The 5,119-nt window shown below is 65.9% G+C and carries 5 protein-coding genes and 1 riboswitch; of the genes, 3 read left to right on the forward strand and 2 right to left on the reverse strand.

Annotated features, from left to right (window positions below; genetic code table 11):
• Positions 1-2 precede the first annotated feature (2 nt).
• Positions 3-1,199 carry a homoserine O-acetyltransferase gene (locus tag JHD07_RS17505; RefSeq protein WP_291624411.1) on the reverse strand — a complete coding sequence of 399 codons (1,197 nt, stop codon included), beginning with the start codon at positions 1,197-1,199 and terminating at the stop codon, positions 3-5.
• Positions 1,200-1,289: 90 nt separating this feature from the next.
• Positions 1,290-1,369: riboswitch (SAM riboswitch) on the reverse strand.
• 156 nt (positions 1,370-1,525) lie between these two features.
• Here JHD07_RS17505 and JHD07_RS17510 point away from each other — a divergent pair.
• Genes JHD07_RS17510 through JHD07_RS17520 form a run of 3 tightly spaced genes read left to right on the forward strand, consistent with a single transcriptional unit; the run spans position 1,526 to position 4,434 of the window.
• Positions 1,526-2,374, forward strand: a complete 849-nt coding sequence (locus JHD07_RS17510; RefSeq protein WP_291624412.1) for a chorismate mutase — start codon at positions 1,526-1,528, stop codon at positions 2,372-2,374.
• Positions 2,375-2,404: 30 nt separating this feature from the next.
• Positions 2,405-3,502 (forward strand): histidinol-phosphate transaminase, encoded by a 1,098-nt coding sequence (gene hisC / locus JHD07_RS17515; RefSeq protein WP_291624413.1) that lies wholly within the window; start codon positions 2,405-2,407, stop codon positions 3,500-3,502.
• Positions 3,499-4,434 carry a prephenate/arogenate dehydrogenase family protein gene (locus JHD07_RS17520; RefSeq protein WP_291624414.1) on the forward strand — a complete coding sequence of 312 codons (936 nt, stop codon included), beginning with the start codon at positions 3,499-3,501 and terminating at the stop codon, positions 4,432-4,434. Before hisC ends, JHD07_RS17520 begins: the two co-directional genes overlap by 4 nt.
• A gap of 121 nt (positions 4,435-4,555) precedes the next feature.
• On the opposite strand, the gene JHD07_RS17525 is transcribed toward JHD07_RS17520, so the two are convergent.
• Positions 4,556-5,119: DUF2125 domain-containing protein (locus tag JHD07_RS17525; protein ID WP_291624415.1), on the reverse strand; the 564-nt coding region annotated here is incomplete at its 5' end.

The raw sequence follows: 5,119 nt of genomic DNA on the forward strand, positions 1-5,119 counted from the left end.
TTTTAGCGATCCTTCAATCCACGGGCCTTGCCTGCCGATTGCAGGAAGGCGCGGGAGATGTCGAAGAACTCGGGCACGTCGAGCAGGAAGGCGTCATGGCCGCGATCGGTCTCGATCTCGGCGAACGACACCCGCGCGCTCGAGGCGTTCAGCGCATGCACCAGCGCGCGCGATTCCGAAGTCGGGAACAGCCAGTCGCTGGTGAAAGAAACCACGCAGAAGCGCGTCTTGATGTCGGCGAACGCCTTCGCCAGCACGCCGCCGTGGTCGGCGGCGATGTCGAAATAGTCCATCGCGCGCGTCAGATAGAGATAGGAGTTGGCATCGAAGCGCTCGACGAAGGACGAGCCCTGGTAGCGCAGATAGGACTCGACCTGGAAATCGGCATCGAAAGAGAACGTCGGCAGTTCGCGGTCCTGCATGCGACGGCCGAACTTGCGATGCAGCGCCGCGTCGGAGAGATAGGTGATGTGCGCCGCCATCCGCGCCACCGCGAGCCCGCGGTGCGGATGGGTGCCGCGATCGGCATAGCCGCCGCCGTCCCAATCGGGGTCTGCCATCACGGCCTGGCGGCCGAGTTCATGGAAGGCAATGTTCTGCGCCGAATGCCGCGTCGCGCAGGCGATCGCCAGCGCGGAGAATACGCGGGCAGGATAGGCCGCGGTCCATTGCAGCACCTGCATGCCGCCCATCGAACCGCCGACGACCGCAAACAGCGTATCGATACCGAGCCGATCAATCAGCATCGCCTGCGCGCGCACCATGTCGGGGATGGTGATGACGGGGAAGTCCAGGCCCCAGACCTTGCCGGTGGCGGGATTGATCGACGCCGGGCCGGTCGAGCCCATGCAGCCGCCGATCACGTTGGAGCAGATGATGAAGTAGTGCTTGGGGTCGATGGGCCGGCCGGGACCGACCAGCGTCTCCCACCAGCCGGGCTTGCCGGTCACGGGATGCACATTGGCGACATGCTGGTCGCCGGTCAGCGCATGGCAGATCAGGATCGCGTTGGAGCGATCGGCGTTGAGCTCGCCATAGGTCTGGTAAGCGATCTGGAACGGGGTGAGATCGACGCCGCAATCGAGCCGCAGCGGCTGCTCGGCGCCGAAATGCGCGACCTGCGAGCTCGGATGATCCACCTCGTGCGAGCGCTCGTCGGCGCTGATCGCAGGACTTGGTATCGACTTGACGCCACCCATTTGACCATCGACCTCATGTGCGATCGGACTTCAGACCGCAGTGACATCAGGCCATGAAAAACCCGGCCTGAACGATAGGTTCGGCCGGGATCGGAAGCGTCCCCGGCCTGTTTAGCGAGTTTTTTAACGTGGCTGCAAGCCGGCCGGCTCAAATGACCACGGAACGGGCAAAAGCTACCGTCTTGGGCGATTTTCGTCAAGTCGCGGTCCGGATCAGCCCAATTCGCCTGCCTCGCGTCGGCCGGAAAGGACTTCATTTCTCTTTGCTTTCGCCGCCCCGACTGCCTAATCAGGACATCCCCCATCGGAACGATCGACGACCAGACATGTCCCAACGTCCGCCCGCGCCACCATCATTGCAGGAACTGCGCAAGGAGATCGATGCGATCGACGAGAGCATGCATCGCCTGCTGATGCAGCGCGGCGACATCATCGACCGCCTGATCCAGGTGAAGCAGACCCAGGAGGTCGGCTCCGCGTTCCGCCCCGCGCGCGAGGCGTCCATGATGCGCGAGATCGTGCAGCGTCATCGCGGCATCCTGCCGCTCGACACAGTCGAAAGCATCTGGCGCGTCATCATTTCGACCTTCACCTATGTGCAGGCGCCGTTCTCCGTGCATGCCGACGTCTCGGTGAGCGAGCCGGCGATGCGCGATTCGGCGCGCTTCCATTTCGGCTTCACCGTGCCTTACGTCGCGCATTTCAGCGCGCAGGCCGCGGTCGAGGCAGTGGCGAGATCCAAGGGCGACCTGGCGCTGGTCTCGGCGACCTCCAGCCGAACCCCTTGGTGGCTGTCGCTGGAGGCGGAAGGCGCGCCGAAAATCATCGCGCGGATGCCCTTCGTCGAGCGAGCCGACCATCCGGCCGCATTGCCGGTGTTTGCGATCTCGCGCGTCGCCGACAGCGCCCTGGTGACTGAGGTCGAGACATTCAGCGTCCGCGTGTCGGGCTGGAACGCCGAGGTCGCGCGTGCGCTGTCGCCATTGGCCGAGATCGTGGCGGTGCCCGATACCGCCTTCGACGGCGCTGCGCTGCTGGTCTCGGTCACGAGCGCAACGAGCATCGAGAAAATCAAGGCTGCCCTGATCGAGGCGGGGGCCTCGGTGCGCTCCGTGGCCCTCGTCGGCAGCCACGCAACGCGCTATACGGTGCCCCCGACCGGGGCGAAATCGTAAACCGCGCGCCTCGCCATTTCGGAGTTGAAGATGTCCCGCCCCGTGCCGAATCCCGGCATTCTCGATATTGCGCCCTACACGCCCGGCAAGAGCCCGGTGCCGGAGCCGGGCCGCAAGGTGTTCAAGCTCTCGGCCAACGAGACGCCGTTCGGGCCCTCGCCCAAGGCGATCGAGGCGTTCAAGCGCGTGGCGGATCACCTGGAAGACTATCCGGAAGGCACCTCGCGCGTGCTGCGCGAGGCGATCGGCCGCTCCTTCGGGCTCGATCCCAACCGCATCATCTGCGGCGCCGGCTCGGACGAGATCCTCAATCTGCTCGCCCACACCTATCTCGGCCAGGGCGACGAGGCGATCTCCACCACGCACGGCTTCCTGGTCTACCCGATCGCGACCATGGCGGTCGGCGCCAAGAACGTCGTGGCGCAGGAGAAGAACCTCACCTGCGACGTCGACGCCATCCTGGCCGCCGTCACGCCGAAGACGAAGCTGGTCTGGCTTGCCAATCCCAACAATCCGACCGGCACCTACATCCCGTTCGACGAGGTCAAGAGGCTGCGCGCCGGCCTGCCGTCGCACGTCCTGCTGGTGCTCGACGCCGCCTATTGCGACTACGTCTCGCGCAACGATTACGAAATGGGGATCGAGCTCGTCGCCACCACCGAGAACACGGTGGTGACGCACACCTTCTCCAAGATCCACGGCCTCGCTGCGCTCCGCATCGGCTGGATGTTCGGGCCAGAGCACATCATCGACGCCGTCAACCGCATCCGCGGTCCCTTCAACGTGTCGACGCCGGCGATGTACGCTGCCGTCGCCGCGATCGAGGACACCGCGCATCAGGCGATGTCGAAGCAGTTCACCGAGACCTGGCGCAACCGGCTCACCGAGGAGATCGGCAAGCTCGGCCTGAAGGTGACGCCGAGCGTCGCCAATTTCGTGCTGATCCACTTCCCGAACGAGAAGGGCAGGACCGCGGACGAGGCCGACGCCTTCCTCACCAAGCGCGGCCTCGTGCTGCGCGGCCTGAAGAACTACGGCCTGCCGCACTCGCTGCGCATGACCATCGGCACCGAGGAGGCCAACCGCCTCGTGGTCGACGGCTTGCGCGACTTCCTGGCCGGCAAATGAATGCTGATCCGCACTTCCGGCGCGTCGCACTGATCGGCTTCGGCCTGATCGGCGGCTCGATCGCGCGTGCTGCGAAGCTGCAGGGCCTGGCTTCCGAGATCGTCACCACCGCGCGCTCGGAGAAGACACGCGCGCGCGTCGCCGAGCTCGGCATCGTCGATCAGGTCGTGGTGACCAATGCGGAGGCCGTGAAGGATGCCGATCTCGTCATCCTCTGCATTCCCGTGGGCGCCTGCGGACCCGTGGCTGAGGAGATCGCCGCGCATCTGAAGCCCGGTGCCATCGTCTCCGACGTCGGCTCGGTCAAGGGCGCGGTGGTCCGGGACATGGCGCCGCATCTGCCGAAATCGGCTCATTTCGTGCCGGCGCATCCCGTCGCCGGCACCGAGCACTCGGGTCCGGATTCCGGCTTCGCCGAGCTCTTCATCAACCGCTGGTGCATCCTGACCCCGCCTGAGGGCACCGATGCAGCAGCCACGGAGCATCTGCGCGCGTTCTGGGCGGCGATGGGCGCCAAGGTCGAGGTGATGACGCCCGATCATCACGATCTCGTGCTCGCCATCACCAGCCATCTGCCGCATCTGATCGCCTACACTATCGTCGGCACCGCCGACGAGCTGGCACAGGTGACGGAATCCGAGGTGATCAAGTTCTCCGCCGGCGGCTTTCGCGATTTCACCCGCATCGCCGCCTCCGATCCGACGATGTGGCGCGACGTGTTCCTCGCCAACAAGGAGGCCGTGCTGGAGATGCTCGGCACCTTCACCGAGGATCTCTCCAAGCTCACGCGCGCGATCCGGCGCGGCGACGGCGAAGCGCTGTTCGACCACTTCACCCGCACCCGTGCCATCCGGCGCGGCATCGTCGAGATCGGCCAGGATTCGGCCGCGCCCGATTTCGGCCGCCAGCACGGCGCGCTGAAGAAACCGTAGCTTGGGCCGTCATTCCGGGGCGCCCGTAGGGCGAGCACGGAATCCATCGGGCCCCAGCGCACGCGGTTAAACGGATTCCGGGTTCGATGCTGCGCATCGCCCCGGAATGACGAGAGAGGCTTCAATACAGCGGCGGGATCTGGCCGACCTTGACCGGGCCGAGCAGCACGGCTCCGTCGACGAATTTCAGCGGGAAGCTGCGCGCCTTCTTGCCTTCCAGCGTCGTCTCGCTGCCGATCGAATTGATGCCGGCGGCAACGCCCGCATTGGCGTTCTGCTTGATGACCTTGCCGAGGCCGGGCACGGCGCGGTCGAGCGCGCCGAACAGATTGTTGAGGTCCTGCGTCTTCACCCCCGGCACAACGCGGTCGAGCGTGGCCTGCGGCACGCCCTCCTCCAGCATCTTCTCGATGCCGAGCGCCGGGATCACGCGCTCGAGGCCGGTCACCGTCATCTGCAATTCGCCATCGAGCCGGCCGTTGGGCGACAGGCCGAGCTTGCCGGCCGCAACCGCAATCATCTCGCCCTGCTGGATCCGCGACTGCACGATCTCGATGTGACCGCCGGCCGCCTGGATCTCGCGGAAGCGCTCCGGCCAGGGTTTTGGCGTGAGGTCCGAAAGGCCGGTGATCTTGGCGCGGGTGTCCGCCGCGAACGGCTCGGCGAGCAGCGGATGCACGCCCTG

The organism is Bradyrhizobium sp., assembly GCF_016462955.1.
In the GTDB taxonomy this organism is placed as follows: domain Bacteria; phylum Pseudomonadota; class Alphaproteobacteria; order Rhizobiales; family Xanthobacteraceae; genus Bradyrhizobium.